Genomic DNA, 18,014 nt, shown 5'->3' with positions numbered 1-18,014 from the left:
TTCCGTATGGATGAGTCGTGCGATTCAAGCAGGAACCGCACACGCACCGTCCACCGAACCCCCACTCGTTGGCAGATCGAGACCTTCCGGCCACCGGCCGGGCGCAACGGCCGAAACACAGCAGCCGAAGACAGCGGCCGGACAACCCGGCCGAACGCGGCGGCCGCCCGGCCGGCCCCGCCGATCGACCGTCAGCGCAGCCCCGCCGTCCGGCGCTCGAACACCTCGGGGCGGGCGGTCTCCAGAGCCGTGGAGACCGCGCCGAGGAGCACGGCCTCCTCCCCCAGCAGGCTCGGCGCGAGCGTCGGACGCATCGGGGCGAGCCGGTGCAGGGCCTGCTCCAGCGGTTCCAGGAGCAGGTCGGCGCTGCTGCCGATCCCGCCGCCCAGCACCACCAGGTCCGGGTCCAGGACGGCCGACAGCACGGCCACCGCGTAGGCGAGCCGCTCGGCCTCCCGCTCCACCGCCCGGACCGCCGCGGGCTCCCCGGCCCGGGCCCGCTCGAACACCTGCTTCGCCGTCAGCTGCCGCGTCGCGGGTTCCCCGTCCAGCCCGAAGTCCCGGGCGGCACGCACCACGGCGTCCGCGGCGGCATCCTGCTCGATGGTCGCGCCCGGCTCGCCGGGCCGCCCGGGCAGCGGGACCAGGCCGATCTCGCCCAGCGCGCCGTGCGCGCCGAGCAGCAGCTCGCCGTCCTTCACCACGCCCAGCCCGAGGCCGGTGCCGACCAGCAGGTACGCGAACATCCGGCTGCCCCGGCCGGCACCCAGGGTGTACTCGCCGAGCGCCGCCAGGTTGGCGTCGTTGGCCACCGAGACGGCCGTTCCCAGGCCCTCCCCTATCCGGTCGAACAGTCCCGGCCTGCCCCAGCCGGGCAGACTGCTGGCGTAGCGCACCCCGCGCCGCTGCTCGTCCCACACCCCCGGGGTACCGATCACCGCGTGCACGATGTCCCCGGCGGCCAGGCCCGCCTCGGCGATCGCCTCGTGCGCGGCGGCGACCACGGCGTGCGCGACGGCGTTCGCCGAGCGGCCCCGGTTGGCGACGTCCCGGCGGGCGATCACCGTCCCGGCCAGGTCGGCCACCGCCACCCGCAGCCGGGCCCGGCCGATGTCCACGCCGAGCACGTGCCCGGCCGTCGGGTCGACCTCGTACAGCACGGCGGTACGGCCCCGCTCGGGGGCCAGTCGCCCGGCCTCCCGGACCAGGCCCGCCCGCTCAAGCTCGGCCAGGGCGGCCGAGACCGTCGGCTTGGACAGCCCGGTGTCCCGGGCCAGCTGGGCGCGCGAGGAGCCGCCGCCCGTGCGCAGCAGCTCCAGCAGGAGCCACTCGTTGTTGCTGCGCAGCCGCTGCCGGTTCCACGGCACCCCGGGGGCCCCGGCCGCCGGGCGACTGGTCGGCTGGTGGGGGCTCATCGGGTTCCTCCGGTCTGGGTGCTCGGGCACGGGCCGGGTCGGTACGGCCGGGTCGGTACGGCCGGGTGGGCCCGGCCCGGCCCGCGGCGTCCGGGGTCGGGCGCCGCCGCCCAAGTATGACCGGTGATCATCCGGCGTTCGCCTGCCGTATCCGTACGGCGGCGCGGATGTCCGCGCGGTCGGCCCCGCAGCCGTCCGGGCCGTCCGGGTGTTCCGTTACAGCACCGTCTCCGGCCGGTCAACGTTTCACCCACCTGTGGGCGTGCCGCGCGCGGGCGCGTGATCATGGGCGTATGCACTTCCGGCACGGCAACCGAGCAGAGGGTCCGCGGCCCGCGACACCGGACACCCGGTCCCTGGCGGCGACCGCGGCGGCCCTCGCCGCCCGGCTCGGCGCGATCACCGGCGGTGACAGCGGCAGTGACAGCGGCGGTGACACCGGCGGCGACGATCCGGAGCGGCTTCGCGAGGTCCTGGCCGCCGCCCCCGTCGGTGTCGCGCTGCTCGACGAGCGCCTGCGCTGGCAGTACCTGAACGCCGCGTTCACCACCGCCACCGGGCTGCGCCGCGCGGACCTGCTCGGCCGGGCCGCCGGGACCACCGCCTTCGCCGGGGCCCTCGGCATCCTGCGCCGGGTGCTCGCCGACGGGCTCGCCCGCGAGCACGCCACCGGAGGCCCGGACGGCGCGGGCGCCCCCGTGCCGCCCGGCCTGCGGGTGCGCTACCGGGCACTGCGGCGCTCCGGGCGGACCACCGGGGTGGTCGTCGTCGTCCTGGACGACCCCGACCCCGCCCGCGACCAACTGCGCGAGCTGGAACGCGCCAGGGCCCGGCTCGCCCTGCTGGACGCCGCCACCGAACGGATCGGCACCACCCTCGACATCGCCACCACCGGCGCGGAACTCGCCGCGTTCGCCGTGCCCCGGCTCGCCGAACTCGCCGTCGTGGACCTGCTGCCGCCCGAGGCCGAACCCGCCCGGGCCGGCCACGGCGCGCCCCAGCGGCTGCGCCGCGCCGGCGCCCGGTCCGTGCCCGCGCTGGCCGCCGCCCTCGCCGAGCTGCCCCGGTCCGGAGAATCGATCCGCCACCGGGAGGGCTCGGCCGCCGCCCGCAGCCTGGCCGGCGGTGTCGCCGTGCTCACCGAGCCCGGCCCCGAGGACGGCTGTCCGGCGGGGACGGCCTCGCTGCTGGTCCTGCCGCTGGCCGCCCGGGGCCGCCTGATCGGGCTGCTCACCCTCGGCCGCACCGCCGCCGGCCCGGCCTTCACCCCCGACGAGGCCGCCCTGCTCGGCGACCTCGCCGCCCGCTCCGCCACCGCCCTCGACAACGCCCGGCGCTTCGCCCGCTCCCAGGAGATCGCCCTCGAACTCCAGCGGGCGCTGCTGAGCGAACCCGGCAACCCGCACCAGAACCTCGTCCTCGCCTCCCGCTACCTGCCCTCCGGGAGCGCGTCGGTGGTCGGCGGCGACTGGTTCGAGACGGTCCGGCTGCCGTTCGGGCGCACCCTGCTCGCCATGGGCGACGTCATGGGGCACGGCGTCGAGGCCGCCGTCGACATGAGCCACTACCGCTCGGCACTGCGCGACCTCGCCGGGATGGACCTGCCCCCGCACCGGATCCTGCGTCAGCTCGACAACATCATCTCCGCCGACGACTCCGCCCGTCCGGCCACCTGCCTCCTGGCCCTCGCCGACCCGGGCCGCGGCCGCTGGACCCTCTCCAGCGCGGGCCACCTGCCGCCCGCCCTGATCACCCCCGGCCGGCCGACCGAGCTGCTGCGCGTCCCCACCGGCCCGCCGCTCGGCACCGGTCTCGGCGGCTACGAGCAGACCGCCCACCCGCTCCTGCCGGAGCAGGCCCTGCTGCTCTACACCGATGGCCTGGTCGAGCGCCGGGGCGAGGACATCGATGTCTCGCTGGAGCGGCTGGCGGCGCTGCGGCTGCCCGCCGCCGGAGACCTCGACGACCTGCTCGACGCCGTCCTGCGCTCCCTCGCCCCGCCGCCGGCCCCGGCCGCCGAGGACGACATCGCGCTCCTGGTGGCCCGGCCCCGGCAGCGCTGACCGACCGGGCGGTCCCGGCAGCGCTGACGGGCCGGGCGGCGCGCCCGCCTCCACCGCGCTCCGGACCCGGGCGGCGCCCCGGACGTCGAGCACGGGGCCCGGGCCGGCCCGCGCCCACCCGCGCCGGCGGCCGCACCGCTCGGGCTCACACCTTCGCCAGCGCCCGCGCGACGTCCGCCCAGATGTCCTCCGGGTGCTCGATGCCCACCGACAGCCGCACCGTCCCCGGCCCGATGCCCGCCGCCGCGAGTTCCTCGTCCGACAGCTGCCGGTGGGAGGTGCTGGCCGGGTGGATCACCAGGGTGTGCACGTCGCCCAGGGACGGTGCCAGCGAGGCGAGCCGGACGGACTCGGTGAACGTGCCGGCCGCCTTCCGGCCCCCGGCCAGGTCGAAGGCCAGGACGCCGCCGTGGCCGTCGGGCAGCAGCCGTCGGGCGAGGTCGTGATCGGGGTGGGTGGGCAGGCCCGGGTAGTGGACGGCGGTGACCGCGGGGTGGGCGGCGAGCCGGCCGGCCAGGTCGAGCGCGGTCTCGCACTGGCGGCGGACCCGCAGGGCGAGGGTCTGCATGCCGCGCAGGGTCAGCCAGGCGGCGAACGGGTCGGCGGAGGCGCCGAGTTCGAGCGAGCGCCGCCAGACCCGCCGGTGCAGCTCCGGGTCGGCGAAGACGGCGACCCCGCCGAGCACGTCCGAGTGCCCGCCCAGGTACTTGGTCACGGAGTGGATCACGATGTCCGCGCCGTGTTCGATCGGGCGGCACAGCAGCGGGGTCGCGAAGGTGTTGTCCACGACGCTCACCACCCCGGCCCGCCGGGCGACGGCGATCAGCCCGGGCAGGTCGGTGACCCGGGTGGTGGGGTTGGAGACGGTCTCCAGGAGCAGCACCCGGGTGCGGGGCCGCAGCGCGGCCGCCACCCCGGCGGGGTCGTCGCCGCTCACGTGGTCGACCTCGACGCCCCAGCGCTCGGTGAGGTCGGTCAGCGCGCCGACGGTGCCGCCGTAGAGGCTGCGCTGGGCGATCACGTGGTCGCCGGCGTGCAGCAGGGAGAGCAGCGCGGTGTTGATCGCGCCCATGCCGGAGGCGGTGGCGAGGGCGCCGGTGCCGCCCTCCAGTCCGGCGACGGCCTGCTCCAGCGAGCGGACGGTGGGGTTGCCGAAGCGGTTGTAGAGGAAGGCGCCGTCCGGTCCGTCGTGGGCCCCGGCGAGTGCGTCGCCGGTGTCGAAGGCGAACAGGTGGCCCTGGTGCAGCGGGACGCCGAGCGGACGGCTGCCGGTGACGTCGGCGAGCGGCGGGTGGACGACCCGGCTCTCGGGGCGCAGCCCTTCGGGGCTCTCCTGGGTGCGGAAGTCGCTCATGGCGCTCATCCTCGGGCGGCCCCGGCACCCCGGCCAGGGCCAATCGGCGTCAAGTGGCCCGCCCCGGGCGGTCGTTCCGGCTCCACCGCCCGGCTGGCGGCGGCGAACGCCCGGGTCGCGGCCGTGCGCGCTGCGCGGTGCGCTCGGCCAGTAAACGACCGGTGCACAGCGGTGCACGGCCGGTGCACAGCGGTGCACGGCCAGTGCTGGCGGCGCGCGGCTACTTGCGGCGGCTGAAGATCCGCTTGGCGGCGTAGACGATCCCGACGATCAGCAGGACGACGAGCAGGATGAGCAGGATGACCACGACCAGCAGGAACTTGCCCAGCTTGGCGAAGAAGCCCTTTTTCTTCTTCTCGTCCTTGGCCGCGAGGTGCGCGACATCGGCGGCGGAGGAGGTGGCGGCCGTGGCGGCGATCGCGGAGGCGGCGCGCGCCTCCGTGCCGATCTGCGCGCCGCCGTCCGCGGCGGCGGCACCCGCGGGGGCTCCCGGATGCGCGGCGGCGGCCGCGACGGTTCGGGGTGCGGCCACCGCCGCCGCGCCCGATGCCGCCGCGGTGAGGCCGGCGGCGGCCAGCAGGGCCACCAGGGCGCCGGCTATCGAACGTGCTATCCGATCAGTCATCGTGCTCCTCGTACGGGTCCGGAGCAGCGCGGAACAGCCGCTCTGACCAATTTCTCATGGTCTGACCAGCTGGTTTTCCCATCCGCGCCTAGTATGCTCCACTGAAGTTCTACAGCGGTGTAAAAGTTTAGCGACGGGTCACGCCCGGATCGGCTCCGGCCCCGGGCCACGCGAACCCGCCGCTTTTCGACGGGGGCTCGCGTGGCAACTGTGGAGGATGACGACGTGTCTGGCCGAAAGGGTTCCCCCGAAGCCGAGAATTCGCCGCACCGTGCGGGCGGACGCCGGGCCACCGGCCGGAGAACCGGCCAGAAGAACGACCGGAACCCGGACAGTGCGAGCATATCGGACGGCCGTTCAGCGGCCCGGGCGCGCAAGAAGCCCAAGCGCAGCACCAAGGAGAAGGTGCTCTGGGCGACCGCCGGCTGCACCGCGCTCGCCGTCCTCGGCGGCGCCGGCCTCTACTACCGGCTGAACAGCAACATCAACACCTTCGACGGCGACGCCCTCAGCAAGGACCGCCCGGAGGCCGCGACCCCGGACGCCCAGGGCCGCACCCCGGTCAACGTGCTGATGATCGGCTCGGACAGCCGCGGCAACGGCAACAGCGACCTGGGCGGCGGCGGGGACGGCGGCGCCCGCTCGGACACCGCGATCCTGCTGCACGTCTACGCCGACCACAAGCACGCCGTCGGCATCTCCATCCCCCGCGACTCCCTGGTCACCATCCCGCCGTGCAAGCTCCCCAACGGCAAGTGGACCAAGGAGCAGACCAATGTGATGTTCAACAGCGCCTTCTCGGTCGGCGACAGCGACCAGGGCAACCCGGCCTGCACCCAGAACGCCGTCGAGAAGCTGACCAACCTGCGCGTCGACCACACCATCGTGGTCGACTTCAACGGCTTCGCCGCGATGACCAAGGCGGTCGGCGGCGTCGAGGTCTGCCTGCCGAACGACATCCACGAGGGGGACCTCAACCCCAACCTCGGCCACAAGGGGAAGCTGCTCTTCCCCAAGGGCAAACAGAAGGTCGAGGGCCAGGCCGCGCTGGACTACGTCCGGGTCCGGCACGGCATCGGCGACGGCTCCGACATCGGCCGCACCAAGCGCCAGCAGGCCTTCATGTCCTCCCTCATCAAGGAGGTCAAGTCCCGCGGCATGGACCCGACCACGCTGCTGCCACTGGCCGACGCGGCCACCAGGTCACTGACCGTCGACCCCGGCCTCGGCTCGGCCGCCAAGCTGCTCTCCTTCGCCATGGAACTCAAGGACGTGAACCTGCACGACATCAAGTTCCTCACCGTGCCCTGGCGCTACGAGGGCCCAAGGGTCGCCCTGGTGCACCCCGACGTGGACCAGCTGTGGGCCGCGCTCAAGGCCGACCGCACCATCGACGGCCAGGACGCGAGCGCCCCGGCCGACGCCGCCACCCCCTCCGCCCCTCCCGCCGCCGAGGCCGCGCCCGCGCCGGCCCCGGCCCCGGACGCCAAGGCCGCCGAGGTGAAGGTCTCCGTGCTCAACAGCACCGGCGAGTCCGGGCTCGGCGGCCGGGCCGCGGAGACCGTCAAGGGCGCCGGCTACACCGTCGCCGGCGTCGGCAACGCGGTCGGCAAGCCGCGCAGCACCACCGTCGTCGAGTACGGCACCGGCGAGCGCACCGCCGCCGAGGCGGTCGCCAAGCTGTTCCCCGGCGCGACCGTGCAGCCCGGCGGCCGGGGCGTCAGCGTCGTCCTCGGCCACGACTTCGCCGCCGCCAACCCGGCCGGCCCCGCCACCGCGGCCCCCGGCGGCGCCCCCACCGCCCCGGCCCCGCTGCCCACCAGCGTCAGCGGCGCCGCCCGCTCGGCCGACGACGATCCCTGCGCCAACCTCTCGTACGGCTGAGCCGGTCCGTCCCGCGCACACGACGGCGGGGCGCCTCCGGACCGTCGCTCCGGGGGCGCCCCGCCGTCCTGCGGACGAGGTGTCAGCGTCTCGTCCCGCAGGACGGACAGAACGCGGCGCCGTCCGGGACGTCCTTGTGGCAGCTCGTGCACTGGACGGGCTGCGCCAGTCGGAAGCCGCATCCGGGGCAGAACGGCGTGCCGTGGGTCTCGGTGTGGCACTGCGGGCAGACCAGCTGACGCGGCGCGTTGACGTCGAACTCGGCCCCGGACTGCTGACCGGACTTGTACGCGCGCTCGGTGACCGTGTCGTTGAGGCCGCGGTGCTGCGCCGCCACCGCCTCGGCCGCGGTGTCCGGGGCACAGGTGTGGCACAGGCCCTGGGCCGGGTCGAAGCAGCGGCCGCAGACGTAATGGGTGCACCGGGCGCAGCGGTTGAAGTGGGACTGGGCGTTGGTGATGGCCCGTTGGAAGGCCTCGTCCCGCGAGGTGCCCCAGGTCTGGCCGGCCAGACCGTCGGCGGCGTTGCTGATGGTGTTGGCGTTGCCGCCGATGAGGTTCCAGGCCGCGCTGACGCCCTTGCCTATCCAGCCCGCCACCTGACCGGTCCGGAACGGCTCGAACGCCGAACGCCAGGTGTCCGAACAGCGGTAGCAGGAGAACTCGAACTGGAAACCCGCGCCGGTGCCGTGCTGCTCGCACAGGTCGCGGTAGTTGCTGCTGAAGTAGATCTCCGACGTCACATCGTCCCCGGTCGCTAAATGGCCTGTCAGCGGTCGATCCCAGGGACGACGGGGCCCGCCGAACGGTTCCACCGGGAACGTCCGACCGGCCTGCTCAGAGCCCGGACACCGGCAGCAGCAGCACCCGCGCCGGGTCGAACGGCTGCCAGAGCGCGGGCTGTCCGCCGCGGCCGATGCGCAGCCGGCACCAGCGCTGCCCGGCCGCGTCCTGCCACCACGCGCTGATCCGGCCGAGCGCCCAGCCGCCGTCCCCGAGGTCCACCTCGACCGGCTGGTAGACCCAGCGGACGTCCCGGGCCGCCGCTTCCGGTCCTGCCTGATCCGTTCCCGCCGGTGCCGGCCCCGCCGGACCTCCGGCGTCCCCGGGGCTGCACTGATTCTCCATCACGGCTCCGCCTCCCGACCCGGACCCGGCCGCCGGGCGCCCCGCTCGGGGCGGCCGACGGCCGGGCGTTCAGCTCACCTCCTGAACTCTACAGGCGTGTAGATGTCAGTGGGAGGAGTTCCGTCGAGGCCGATCGAACCCGATCGAAGCCGGTCGAAGCCGATCGGCCGGGTTCCGGGAGGGCGAGCCGGCCTCAGCGGTCCTTCCGCGCCCAGCGCCGCCACTGCCACAGGGCGAGCGGCACGACGCCGGCCAGTGCGGCGGCCTCCGGCGCCGGCGGCGCCTCGAACGGCGCTCCGGCCGCGCCCGCCGCCCCGGCCGGCACCTTGTCGAAGGTGTCCGGGACCGGCAGCGTGGACCAGTCGGACAACGGCCAGGCGACCACGAAGGCCCGGCCGACCACGTTGTCCACCGGCACGAAGCCGTCGCCGGTCTCGTTGTGGTGCCACCGGGAGTCCCGCGAGTTGTTGCGGTGGTCGCCCATCACCCACAGCTTGTCCTTGGGCACGGTGACGGTGCCGACCGGGTCGTTGTCGCAGGGCGTCGCACCCGGGAACAGGTACGGCTCGTCCAGCGCGACGCCGTTCACCCTCAGCGGCGAGCCCGCCTCGCACTCCACGGTGTCACCGCCGACCGCGATCACCCGCTTGATCAGGTCCTTCTCGTCCGCCGAGGGCATCAGGCCGACGGTGCTGAGCGCCTTCTGGACGGTCCCCATCACGGAGTCGCCCGAGGCCGTCGGCGTGCCCTCCAGCCAGCCGCCCGGATCGCGGAACACCACCACCTCGCCGCGCTCGGGCTTGGCGCCGAACCACGGGGTGAACTTGTCGACCAGCACCCGGTCGCCGATCGCGAGGGTCTGCTCCATCGAGCCGGAGGGGATGGAGAAGGCCTGCACGAAGAAGGTCTTGATCCCGAGCGAGAGCAGCAGCGCTACCACCAGCAGGATCGGCAGCTCCTGCCAGAACGGGCGCTTCTTCCGGGGGCGCTCGGCCTCCTCGTCGGCCGTCCCGGGAGCGTCGGCCTCCCCGGGAGCGACGGTCGTCCCGGGGGCACCGCCCTCCCCGGGAGCGGCTTTCCCGGGAGCACCCGCGCTCCCGGGTGCACCGATCCCGCCGGGAGCACCGGCGCCCGCGTCCGCACCCTCCGCCACCGCGCTGCCCGCACCCGGCTCCGCCCGGCCGTACCCGGCCTCCGCACGCTCCCCGGCTCCGCCGCTCTCGCCGGACTCCGCGCTCTGCTGCACAGTCATTTCCTCGGCCCCTCCCGATGGCCTGGCGGGAGCCGGTAGGAAGACCCCCTGTCAGGAACGAACCTACCGAACAGAGGTTCCCGGGCGCGCCCTGACGTGGATGCGCTCCCCCTGCGGCCCGAACAGGCTGAGGAACTCCACCGGCTGCTGCCCCGCGTTGCCGAAGGCGTGCGGGGTGCGGGTGTCGAACTCGGCGGCCTCACCCGCCGTCAGCACCAGGTCGTGGGTGCCGAGGACCAGCCGCAGCCGTCCGGACAGCACGTACAGCCACTCGTACCCCTCGTGGACCTTCAGCTCCAGCTCGGGTCCGGCGTTCCGGCCCGGCGGCACGATGTGCTTGTAGGCGTGCAGGCCGCCCAGGTGGCGGGTGAGCGGGACGATGGTCTGGCCGTTCCTGGTCACCGGGCGCGGGTGGATCCGCGGGTCGCCGGTGGCCGGGGCGCCGACCAGTTCGTCCAGCGGCACCCGGTACTCCCGGGCCAGCGGCAGCAGCAGCTCCAGCGTCGGCTTGCGCTGCCCGGACTCCAGCCGGGACAGCGTGCTGAGCGAGATGCCGGTGACGGCGGCCAGTTTGGCGAGCGTGGTGCCGCGCTCCCGCCGCAGCGCCCGCAGCCGCGGGCCCACCGTGGTGAGGACGTTCTCGAAGTCTTCGTCGGCCATGCCTGCCATTTGCCGGTACGGCAATGCCCATTGTCAATCCGGCACACGGGTGAGGCCCCGCCGCCACCCACGCGGGCCACACTCCGGGCGCTCGCCCACGGCTCCGGCCTATCCTCCCGCCATGCGCATCCTCCTCACCCGGGACAGCGTCGCGGCCGGCGACGACGCCGACGCCCCGCACGCCGAGACCCTCAGCCTCCCCGACCACCTCGACACCCCGGCGGCGCTCACCGCCCTCGGCCTCCCCCGGCCCCGGCTCCCGCTGATCGGCGGCGGCCGCGCCACCTGGGTGGTCCGCACCGCCGACGGCACCCCGCTGGCCGTCCTCGCACAGCAGTGGCCGCAGCCCCACCCGCTCCCGGCCGGCGACGGCCCGCTCGACCGCCTGGCCGGAACGGACGGCACCGTCCGGCTGCACGTCGAGTACCGGCGCCAACTGGACCCGGAAGCCGAGTACGAGCGGCTGCTGCCCGGCTGATGCCTAGGTTCTGCCGTGGCCCCAGAGGAGGAAGCCGTGCACGTGCACCCACCGCGCGATCGGGTCGAACCAGTCCGTGAAGGCGAACAGCAGCAGGCTCACCGCCCCGCCCAGCAGCAACCCCATCACCACGGCCGCCGTCATCATCCCCGCGATCGCCCGCATCCGGACCCCCTCCCCGCTCCCGGGGAAGGGTCCCCCTCCGATCCCGGGTCGGCACCGAACGTCCTTGGAACGAGGCCGAGTCGTCACCGTCCGGTGAGGAAAGCGGAGTGCGGGGCCGACGCGCAGAAGCGGCCCCGGGCCCCGGGGGCGCGGGCCCCGGGTCAGCGGAGCCCGGGTCAGCGGGGCCCGGGGCTCCGGCCTACAGCCAGTCCCGCTTCTTGAACACCAGGTACAGTCCGGTGCACACCAGCGCCATCAGCCCGATCGCGAACGGGTAGCCGAAGACCCACTTGAGCTCCGGCATCGTCTCGAAGTTCATCCCGTACACCGTGCCGATCAGTGTCGGCGCGAAGAGGATGGCCGCCCAGGAGGAGATCTTCTTGATCTCGTCGTTCTGCGCGTGCCCCGCCTCGGCGAGCTGCTTCATCTCCTCGTTCTGCCGCTGCGAGACCAGTGTCGCGTTGACGGTCAGGATGTTCTGGAGCATCTGCCGGAATCCGTCCACCCGCTCGGCGGCGTAGGTGGCGTGGTCGGCGACGTCGCGCAGGTAGCGCTGGAGCTCCTCGTCGGTGCCGTACTTGCCGAAGCCCGCCTCCAGGCTCTTCATGATCTCCAGCAGCGGGCGGGTGGCCCGCTGGAACTCGATCACCTCGCGGGAGAGCTCGTAGATGCGGCGGGAGACCTGCGGGTCGCCGCCGAACACCTCGGTCTCGATCTCGTCGATGTCGTGCTGGAGGCCGGCGATCACCGGCGCGTAGCCGTCGACCACGGCGTCCAGCACCGCGTACAGCACCGCTTCCGGGCCGAGCGCCAGCAGCTCCGGGTCGGCCTCCAGCCGGCGGCGCACCGCCGACAGGTCCGGGGCCTGGGAGTGCCGGACGGTGAGCACGAAGTCGGGGCCGACGAAGAGGTGGATCTCGCCGAAGTCGACCTCCTCCGCCTCGTCCAGGTAACGGGCGGCGCGCAGCACCACGAACAGGGTGTCGCCGTAGCGCTCCAGCTTCGGCCGCTGATGGGCGACGATGGCGTCCTCGACGGCCAGCTCGTGCAGGTCGAACCGGTCGGCGGCCTCCAGCAGTTGTGCCTCGGCGGGGCGGAAGAGCCCGATCCAGGCCATCGTGCCGGGCCGGTCGGGCAGCGTGCGGTAGATGTCGGCGAGGTCGGTGGGCGCGTCCGTCCGGCGGCCGTCCCGGTAGACGGCCGCGTCCACCACGGAGCGTTCCAGCGTCACCGGCTCGACGGGCTGGTCGGGCCGGGGGTCCATCGAGTGCTCGGGCGCGGGCTGGGTGTCCGTGGGCCGGACGACGGAACGGGAGAACGGACGCTTGCTCGCGCGCACGGCGCGCACACGCCAGTCGGACATGGCGGGACCTCCACGGTGGATGCCCGGCCGCCGCGAGGGGACACGGCGGACCGGAGGCGCCCGGCCGGCCGCCACGCGCACGGCGCGACCGGCGGCGCCTCGCCGGGAGGACGAGGTCAGTGCCGCGCGGGAGCCGTACGGGAGGAGGTGTGCCGGGGGCCGCGAGTGGTGCGGGACAACCGGGGGCGGGGCCGACTTCGACCCGTACTACTGCACTCCACGGCCCTCACCTCCTCGCCTCCGCGCGCCTGCGCACCGGGAGGGGCGCCAGCACAATCCCGTCGAGTCTAGTACCCGCACGACCCGGGCCCCGACCGGGGTTACGGCCGGGGTCACAGTCGGGGTTACGGCCGGGGCCCGCCGTGGCCCGTGCCCCCGGACCGTGTCCGCCGCCCGCGCATGCCGCCCCCGCGCACGCCCCATGCACGCCCCGCGGACCGTCCGGTGCCGCCGTGCGCCGTCAACGGCCCCGCCGGGCAGGGCTGTTCGTCGGCAGCGAAGTGATCACGGGGAGGCGAGCACGCCACTACGCTACGTGTCATGACTTCTTCGGACAGGGCCCCGGGGCGGGGTACGGCAGTGGTGATCGGCGGCGGGCTCGCGGGAATGGCGGCCGCGTGGGCGCTGCGCGGATTCGCCGAGCGGATCGTGGTGGTGGAGCGGGACCGGTACCCGGCGGGGGCGGAGTTCCGGGCGGGGGTGCCGCAGGGCCGGCACGCGCACCTGGTGCTGGAGGCCGGGCACCGGCTGCTGGAGGAGATGATGCCCGGCATCAAGCAGGAGCTGGTGGCCGCGGGCGCGCAGCGGGTCGCCGCCTCGGACGTCAAGTGGCTCTGCTCCGCCGGGTGGCTGGCCGAGTACCCGGCGCAGGTGAGCTTCCTCTCCTGCACCCGGTCGCTGCTGGACTCGTTCGTGCTGGACCGGGTCCGCGCCCATCCCGCGATCGAGTTCCTGGAGGGCACGGACGCGGTCGGACTGCTCGGCACGGCGACCGCGGTGACCGGGGTGAAGGTCCGCGAGCGCGGCCAGGAGCGCGGCGAAGTCCGGGAGATACCCGCCGAGTTGGTGGTGGACGCGACGGGCCGCTCGACCTCGGTGCCGAAGTGGCTCGCCGAGCTGGGCTGCCCGCCGGTGCCCGAGGAGCGGGTGGACGCGGGCGTCGCGTACGTCTCCCGGATGTTCCACCGCCCGGACGGGTCCGAGACCGTCGGCCGGGCGGCCTACCTCCAGACCAAGGCGCCGGACGCACAGCGCATGGGCGTGCTGCTGCCGGTCGAGGGCGACCGCTGGATCGTCAGCCTCGCCGGGATGCGCGGCGCCGAGCCGGCGGCCGGCGAGGAGGGGTTCACCGAACACCTGCGCCTGCTGCGCGACCCGCTCCTGCACGAGATGCTGCGGGACGCCGAACCCGCGGGCGAGGTCCGCGGCTTCCACCCCGGCCCGGGCGTGCGCCGGCACTACGAGCGCAGTTGCCCGGACGGGCTGGTGGTGGTCGGCGACGCCGCGAGCACCTTCAACCCGGTGTACGGGCAGGGCGTCACCGTCGCGCTGTTCTGCGCCCGGGAGCTCCGCCGCACCGCGAAGCGGCACGGCGGCATCGGACACGCCACCGCCCGGGCCGCACGGCGCGCCGTCGCCGTGGCGTCCAAGATCCCCTGGGTGATCTCCTGCGCCGAGGACGCCCGCTTCCCCGCCACCACCGGCGCGCCCTCGGGCGCCCTGATCGGGCTCCAGCACAGCTTTTTCGACAAGGTGCTGGCGGCCAGCACCTTGGACACGGCGGTCACCGCGGTGTTCCACGAGGTGATGTCGCTGGTGGCGCCCCCGTCGGCGCTGTTCCGGCCGTCGGTGCTCGCGGCGGTCCTGCGGGCCTGAGGCAGGCACCGGGGCCTTCCGGGCACCGGTGGGGTGTTCCGGGCACCGGCGGGATGCCCCCGGCGCTACTCGCCGAGGTGCGCGGCGACGTACGGCAGTGCCACCTGCTCCAGGCCGCGCCGGCCGAAGGCGGGGTGGACGTTGACCTCGAAGACCACGCCCCCGCTCTCGGCGGCGAGGTCCACCCCGGCGAGGTCGAGGCCCGTGGAGGCGGCCGCCGCGATGGCCGACTCCGCGAGTCCGTCCGGCAGTTCGGTGTAGTCGAGCAGCGTGGAGACGGCCCCCCGGCTCTCGTTGCAGGGCGCGTCCGGGTCCGCCTGGACGTGCTCGACGACCCGGACCACGCGCCCCTGCAGCACCACCACCCGGTACTGGTGGCGGCGCCCGTCCGGGAGGATGTTCCGGGCGTCGCGGGCGATCAGCCAGTCCGCGCCCGCCCGGGCGTAGTGCCGCGCGGCAGCGTCGAGCTGCGCGCGGGTGGTGAGGTGGAAGACGTCGTCGCCGCCCATCCCGATGCAGGGCCTGGCCCAGACGTCGCCGCCGAGTGCCGCGAAGGCGTCGGCGGCGGCCTCCGGGCTCGGCCCGGAGAGCGCGATGCTGGGCATGTGCGGCACGCCGTCCCGGACGAAGCTCGCGACCGTGGCGTCCTTCTCGGTGGCCGCCCGCCACGCCTCGGCGTCGGTGCCGAGCGAGTGGGCGCCGAAGCCGCGCAGCCGCCGTTGGCAGTCCTCGAACGCGCGGCGCCGGTGCGGCGGGATCTCGTAGACGATCACCGTGTCGGCGGTCACCGCCCGGCCGCCCGCCTCCAGCCGGATTCCGCCCGCGTCGTCGGCCTCGATCAGACCGCTGCCGCCGGTCATGAAGTGCCGGGCGTCCAGCTGGACGGGCTCCCGGCCGGTCAGCGTCCGCGCGGCGGCGGCGAGCACCTGCCGGCTGCCTTCGGTCGAGCTGTGGTCGGTCAGGAGTACGAGATCGCGTCGGCCCATGCGGACATGCAAGCGATTGCGCCGCGACCATGACAAGGAGGCCCCGCGCGCCATCCGCCTCCGGCATGGCCGAAACCGAACCGCCCCCGGGCGGACGGGGTGGCACCCGGGGCCCCGCCGCGGCCGACCACCCCGCGCCGCCCCGTTAATCCGGATGCGTCCGGTCCACCCCTCCCGCTACCGTGGCCCCATGTCCACGCCCCGAATTTCCTAGCCGACGGACCGCTTCCACGCCACCCGTCTGTTCGCTAGCCGTTTCGGAGCGTTATCCCGTGATCACCACCCGTGGTGTCGACGTGCGCGTCGCCGCCCGTCTCCTGCTGTCCGACGTCACCCTGCACATCGCCCCCGGCGACCGGATCGGCCTGGTCGGCCGCAACGGTGCCGGCAAGACCACGCTGCTCGCCACCCTGGCCGGGCAGCTGGCACCCGCCGCCGGCACCGTCACCCGAACCGGAGCCGTCGGCTACCTTCCGCAGGACTCCCGCGCCGCCGACCCGTCGGTCACCGTCACCGACTGCATCCTGTCCGCCCGCGGCCTGGACACCGCCGTCCGCACGCTGCGCGCCGCCGAGGCGGCGATGGCCCGCGCCGGATCGCCGGCCGAGGAACGCCGGGCGATGGACGCGTACGTCCGGGCCGAGGCCGGGTTCCAGTCCCGCGGCGGCTACGCCGCCGAGGCCGAGGCTGCCCGGGTCGCGGCCGGGCTCGGCCTGCCCGCCCACCTGATGGGCTCGCCCGTCGGCCCGCTCTCCGGCGGCCAGCGCCGCCGGGTCGAGCTGGCCCGCATCCTGTTCGCCGACCACGGCACCCTGCTGCTGGACGAGCCGACCAACCACCTGGACGCCGACTCCGTCGCCTGGCTGCGCGGCTTCCTCGCCACCCACCGGGGCGGGCTGGTACTGATCAGCCACGACCAGCGGCTGCTCGCGGAGACCGTCAACCGGGTCTTCCACCTGGACCCGCGGCGCGCCACGATCGACATCCACAACACCGGCTGGGAGACCTATCTGACCCAGCGCGCCGCCGACGAGCGCCGTCGCACCCGGGAGCGGGCCAACGCCGAACGCAAGGCCGCCTCCCTGCACGCGCAGGCCGACCGGATGCGGGCCAACGTCGCCACCGCGACCACCGCCCGCAGCATGGCCCGCCGGGCCGACCGGATGCTCGCCGAACTCGAACCCGTCCGGCAGGCCGAACGCACCGCCCGGATCCGGCTGCCCGAGCCCGCCCCGTGCGGCCGGATGCCGCTCGGGGCGATCAGCCTCGCCAAGTCCTACGGCGGCCGACCGGTGCTGACCGGACTGGACCTGGCCGTGGACCGCGGCAGCCGGCTGGTCGTGCTCGGCCCGAACGGGGCCGGAAAGACCACCCTGCTGCGCATCCTGGCCGGCCGGGAGACGCCGGACTCCGGCCGCGTCGTCCCCGGCTCCGGTCTGCGACTCGGCTACTTCGCCCAGGAGCACGACACCCTCGACCCGGCACTCAGCGTGCGCGGCAACCTCGCCGCGGCCGCACCCGGCCTCACCGACGGCGAACTGCGGCACGTGCTCGGCGCGTTCCTCTTCCGGGGAGACGACGCCGACAAGCCGGCCCGGGTGCTGTCCGGCGGCGAGAAGACCCGGCTCGCCCTGGCCGCCCTGGTGCACTCCGGCGCCAACGTCCTGCTGCTGGACGAGCCGACCAACAACCTCGACCCGGCCTCCCGCACGGAGGTCCTGACGGCGGTGGGCAGCTACCCGGGCGCGATCGTGATGGTCACCCACGACCCCGGCGCCATCGAGGCCCTCCGGCCCGACCGCGTGCTGCTCCTGCCGGACGGCGACGAGGACCTCTGGCACGACGCGTACCTGGACCTGGTCGCACAGTCCTGAGCTTCGACGCCGGCCCGCCGGACTCCTGCCCGGTGGGCCGGCGTCCGGTGGGCCGGCTACGGCTTGCGCGCCTCGATCAGGAAGCGCGCCGAGTGGGCCACGAACGGGCCCTCGGCCCGGATCCGGGCGTCCAGCTCGCGCAGCCGGTCCCGGTACCCGGCCAGGGTGAAGCCCGGGACCATCCAGATCACCTTGCGCAGGAAGTACACCACCGCACCGATGTCCCGGAACTCCATCCGCAGCCGCTCGGACCGCAGATCCACCACCTCCAGCCCGGCCGCCCGCGCCTCGGCGCTCTCCCGCTCGGGGCGGCGGCCCTCGCGCGCCTCCGGCTGCGGCCCGAGGAAGTACTCGACCAGCTCGAAGGCCGACGCCGGGCCCACGTGCTGGGCGAAGTACGTGCCGCCGGGGCGCAGCACCCGGGCGATCTCCGTCCACCGGGCCCGCACCGGGTGCCGGCTGCTGACCAGGTCGAAGGCCCCGTCGGCGAACGGCAGCGGCGGCTCGTCGGGGTCCGCGACCACCACCGCGCCCAGCGGGTGCAGCAGGTCGGTGGCGCGGGCCACGTTGGGCGGCCAGGACTCGGTGGCCGCGAGCACGGGCGGGCGCCCGCCGAGCCGTACGGCGCCCGCGAGCACCTCGCCGCCACCGGTCTGGACGTCCAGGGCCGCGGTCGCCGTGCCCAGCCGCCCGGCCAGCAGCCGCTGGTAGCCCCAGGAGGGCCGCTCCTCGGTGGCCCGGCCGTCCAGCCAGGAGAAGTCCCAGCCGTCCACGGACACGGCCCCGGCCTCGGCGATCAGCTCTTCGAAGGTGCGCATGTCCGCATCATCGCGGCGACGATGCCCTCCGGCCAGCGGATTTCGCGCCCGGGCCGTCCCCCCGACCGCGTGGAC

General features: G+C 74.9%; 16 protein-coding genes. 5 read left to right on the top strand and 11 right to left on the bottom strand.

Annotated elements, in window-relative coordinates:
- Positions 1-191 precede the first annotated feature (191 nt).
- A complete protein-coding gene (locus ACFVUY_RS23480; protein WP_387732806.1) occupies positions 192-1,415 on the bottom strand; it encodes an ROK family protein in 1,224 nt (407 codons plus the stop codon).
- 293 nt (positions 1,416-1,708) lie between these two features.
- Between ACFVUY_RS23480 and ACFVUY_RS23475 the strand changes: the two genes are divergently transcribed.
- A complete protein-coding gene (locus ACFVUY_RS23475) occupies positions 1,709-3,478 on the top strand; it encodes a SpoIIE family protein phosphatase (protein ID WP_387732803.1) in 1,770 nt (589 codons plus the stop codon).
- Positions 3,479-3,623: 145 nt separating this feature from the next.
- On the opposite strand, the gene ACFVUY_RS23470 is transcribed toward ACFVUY_RS23475, so the two are convergent.
- Both ACFVUY_RS23470 and ACFVUY_RS23465 read right to left on the bottom strand, forming a co-directional pair.
- Positions 3,624-4,832 carry a trans-sulfuration enzyme family protein gene (locus tag ACFVUY_RS23470; RefSeq protein ID WP_387732800.1) on the bottom strand — a complete coding sequence of 403 codons (1,209 nt, stop codon included), beginning with the start codon at positions 4,830-4,832 and terminating at the stop codon, positions 3,624-3,626.
- A 220-nt stretch (positions 4,833-5,052) separates the two neighbouring features.
- Positions 5,053-5,457 carry a hypothetical protein gene (locus tag ACFVUY_RS23465; protein WP_387732798.1) on the bottom strand — a complete coding sequence of 135 codons (405 nt, stop codon included), beginning with the start codon at positions 5,455-5,457 and terminating at the stop codon, positions 5,053-5,055.
- Positions 5,458-5,682: 225 nt separating this feature from the next.
- On the opposite strand from ACFVUY_RS23465, the gene ACFVUY_RS23460 reads away from it, so the two are divergent.
- Positions 5,683-7,341, top strand: a complete 1,659-nt coding sequence (locus ACFVUY_RS23460) for an LCP family protein (RefSeq protein WP_387687657.1) — start codon at positions 5,683-5,685, stop codon at positions 7,339-7,341.
- An 82-nt stretch (positions 7,342-7,423) separates the two neighbouring features.
- Here ACFVUY_RS23460 and ACFVUY_RS23455 read toward each other — a convergent pair whose 3' ends face one another.
- The 4 genes from ACFVUY_RS23455 to ACFVUY_RS23440 all read right to left on the bottom strand — a co-directional run bounded on the left by ACFVUY_RS23455 (position 7,424) and on the right by ACFVUY_RS23440 (position 10,380).
- Entirely contained in the window at positions 7,424-8,083 is a 660-nt protein-coding gene (locus ACFVUY_RS23455; RefSeq protein ID WP_359900736.1) for a zinc ribbon domain-containing protein, read from the bottom strand.
- Positions 8,084-8,177: 94 nt separating this feature from the next.
- The gene (locus ACFVUY_RS23450) at positions 8,178-8,471 is read right to left on the bottom strand and encodes a hypothetical protein (protein ID WP_387732795.1); all 294 of its coding nucleotides are present in this window, start codon (positions 8,469-8,471) and stop codon (positions 8,178-8,180) included.
- Between the two features lie 190 nt (positions 8,472-8,661).
- Positions 8,662-9,720, bottom strand: a complete 1,059-nt coding sequence (gene lepB, locus ACFVUY_RS23445) for a signal peptidase I (protein ID WP_387732793.1) — start codon at positions 9,718-9,720, stop codon at positions 8,662-8,664.
- 63 nt (positions 9,721-9,783) lie between these two features.
- On the bottom strand, positions 9,784-10,380 hold the full coding sequence (locus ACFVUY_RS23440) for an XRE family transcriptional regulator (RefSeq protein ID WP_359900727.1): 597 nt from the start codon (positions 10,378-10,380) through the stop codon (positions 9,784-9,786).
- A 121-nt stretch (positions 10,381-10,501) separates the two neighbouring features.
- Here ACFVUY_RS23440 and ACFVUY_RS23435 point away from each other — a divergent pair, with 121 nt between their 5' ends.
- Positions 10,502-10,858, top strand: a complete 357-nt coding sequence (locus tag ACFVUY_RS23435; protein WP_387732790.1) for a hypothetical protein — start codon at positions 10,502-10,504, stop codon at positions 10,856-10,858.
- A 3-nt stretch (positions 10,859-10,861) separates the two neighbouring features.
- Here the strand turns inward: ACFVUY_RS23435 and ACFVUY_RS23430 are convergent, their stop codons facing one another.
- Positions 10,862-11,023, bottom strand: coding sequence for a hypothetical protein (locus ACFVUY_RS23430; protein ID WP_387687647.1), 162 nt, complete (start codon positions 11,021-11,023; stop codon positions 10,862-10,864).
- Positions 11,024-11,222: 199 nt separating this feature from the next.
- Complete coding sequence (locus ACFVUY_RS23425) at positions 11,223-12,386, bottom strand: magnesium and cobalt transport protein CorA (protein ID WP_387687645.1); 1,164 nt, start codon at positions 12,384-12,386, stop codon at positions 11,223-11,225.
- A gap of 540 nt (positions 12,387-12,926) precedes the next feature.
- Between ACFVUY_RS23425 and ACFVUY_RS23420 the strand changes: the two genes are divergently transcribed.
- Positions 12,927-14,261, top strand: a complete 1,335-nt coding sequence (locus ACFVUY_RS23420) for an NAD(P)/FAD-dependent oxidoreductase (protein ID WP_387687643.1) — start codon at positions 12,927-12,929, stop codon at positions 14,259-14,261.
- Positions 14,262-14,326: 65 nt separating this feature from the next.
- Here ACFVUY_RS23420 and ACFVUY_RS23415 read toward each other — a convergent pair whose 3' ends face one another.
- Entirely contained in the window at positions 14,327-15,247 is a 921-nt protein-coding gene (locus ACFVUY_RS23415; RefSeq protein WP_387732788.1) for a RimK family alpha-L-glutamate ligase, read from the bottom strand.
- A 272-nt stretch (positions 15,248-15,519) separates the two neighbouring features.
- Between ACFVUY_RS23415 and ACFVUY_RS23410 the strand changes: the two genes are divergently transcribed.
- Entirely contained in the window at positions 15,520-17,121 is a 1,602-nt protein-coding gene (locus ACFVUY_RS23410) for an ABC-F family ATP-binding cassette domain-containing protein (RefSeq protein ID WP_387732785.1), read from the top strand.
- A 56-nt stretch (positions 17,122-17,177) separates the two neighbouring features.
- Here ACFVUY_RS23410 and ACFVUY_RS23405 read toward each other — a convergent pair whose 3' ends face one another.
- Positions 17,178-17,939: a class I SAM-dependent methyltransferase gene (locus tag ACFVUY_RS23405; RefSeq protein WP_387732783.1), complete on the bottom strand. Its 762-nt coding sequence runs from the start codon at positions 17,937-17,939 to the stop codon at positions 17,178-17,180.
- Positions 17,940-18,014: the final 75 nt, after the last annotated feature.

This window comes from Kitasatospora sp. NPDC058063 (assembly GCF_042885395.1).
In the GTDB taxonomy this organism is placed as follows: Bacteria; Actinomycetota; Actinomycetes; order Streptomycetales; family Streptomycetaceae; genus Kitasatospora; species Kitasatospora lactacystinica.
The sequence above is the reverse complement of the archived record's forward strand: the minus strand, read 5'-3'. Positions and strand labels throughout refer to the sequence as shown.

Excerpts from the sequence above, each read along its gene's own strand:
- ACFVUY_RS23480 (WP_387732806.1), bottom strand. The coding sequence starts at position 1,415 with ATGAGCCCCCACCAGCCGACCAGTCGCCCGGCGGCCGGGGCCCCCGGG.
- ACFVUY_RS23475 (WP_387732803.1), top strand. The coding sequence starts at position 1,709 with ATGCACTTCCGGCACGGCAACCGAGCAGAGGGTCCGCGGCCCGCGACA.
- ACFVUY_RS23470 (WP_387732800.1), bottom strand. The coding sequence starts at position 4,832 with ATGAGCGACTTCCGCACCCAGGAGAGCCCCGAAGGGCTGCGCCCCGAG.
- ACFVUY_RS23465 (WP_387732798.1), bottom strand. The coding sequence starts at position 5,457 with ATGACTGATCGGATAGCACGTTCGATAGCCGGCGCCCTGGTGGCCCTG.
- lepB (WP_387732793.1), bottom strand. The coding sequence starts at position 9,720 with ATGACTGTGCAGCAGAGCGCGGAGTCCGGCGAGAGCGGCGGAGCCGGG.
- ACFVUY_RS23440 (WP_359900727.1), bottom strand. The coding sequence starts at position 10,380 with ATGGCCGACGAAGACTTCGAGAACGTCCTCACCACGGTGGGCCCGCGG.
- ACFVUY_RS23435 (WP_387732790.1), top strand. The coding sequence starts at position 10,502 with ATGCGCATCCTCCTCACCCGGGACAGCGTCGCGGCCGGCGACGACGCC.
- ACFVUY_RS23430 (WP_387687647.1), bottom strand. The coding sequence starts at position 11,023 with ATGCGGGCGATCGCGGGGATGATGACGGCGGCCGTGGTGATGGGGTTG.
- ACFVUY_RS23425 (WP_387687645.1), bottom strand. The coding sequence starts at position 12,386 with ATGTCCGACTGGCGTGTGCGCGCCGTGCGCGCGAGCAAGCGTCCGTTC.
- ACFVUY_RS23420 (WP_387687643.1), top strand. The coding sequence starts at position 12,927 with ATGACTTCTTCGGACAGGGCCCCGGGGCGGGGTACGGCAGTGGTGATC.
- ACFVUY_RS23415 (WP_387732788.1), bottom strand. The coding sequence starts at position 15,247 with ATGGGCCGACGCGATCTCGTACTCCTGACCGACCACAGCTCGACCGAA.
- ACFVUY_RS23405 (WP_387732783.1), bottom strand. The coding sequence starts at position 17,939 with ATGCGCACCTTCGAAGAGCTGATCGCCGAGGCCGGGGCCGTGTCCGTG.